This window comes from Vibrio sp. M260118, from assembly GCF_036533755.1.
GTDB lineage: Bacteria > Pseudomonadota > Gammaproteobacteria > Enterobacterales > Vibrionaceae > Vibrio.
Genome location: NZ_JATABG010000674.1, coordinates 1 through 696, shown reverse-complemented (window position 1 = coordinate 696; position 696 = coordinate 1). Strand labels below are relative to the sequence as shown.

The 696-nt window shown below is 42.1% G+C and carries 1 pseudogene; it reads left to right on the top strand.

Annotated elements, in window-relative coordinates:
* Nucleotides 1-131 precede the first annotated feature (131 nt).
* A pseudogene (locus tag QTO00_RS20485) lies at nt 132-696 on the top strand (NAD-glutamate dehydrogenase); the annotation flags it as partial.

Here is a 696-nt window from a genome sequence, read left to right as displayed (position 1 = left end):
CCTCTTACCACTCCCAAAAGAATTAACTATTTATCAATAAAGCTTTTACAATAAAACGGCGTTACCCGTGTTAAAGCACTATGCTTACAATAACCCCCAAAAACATACAATTCTAATTGTGGAGTGTGATTATGACCGCGCGTGAAACACTGATGCCGGTTCTGCTTGAAAAAGTCTATCGGCTTATTCAAGACAAACTCGAGCTTGCTCATCAACCCCTAGTCACTCAACTTGCTCAACATTTATTTAGCAACATTTCTCAAGACGATTTAGTTGAACGCAACGAGTCGGATTTATACGGTGCTGTCGTGTCCCTATGGCATCATATCAACGAGAAAAAAGCCGATGATATTTCTGTTCGAGTATTCAATCCAACAGTAAGTCGCCAAGGCTGGCAATCGACTCACACTATCGTCGAAATCGTCGTGCCAGATGGACCGTTCTTGGTCGATTCAACCAAAATGGCACTGAGCCGTTTGGATCTTTCATCACACTTAATGTTACATGGCCCAACGCAAATTGGTCGTTCGGCAAAAGGCGAGATAACGTCAATCAATGATGGAGAAGGTGCGCTGCAATCACTTTTCCATATCGAGGTTGACCGTTTAAGTTCTAAACAGGAGATGGCTTCACTAAAAGCTGAACTTCTGAGTATTTTGAATGACACGGGATTAGTTGTTCAAGACTGGTTACTTA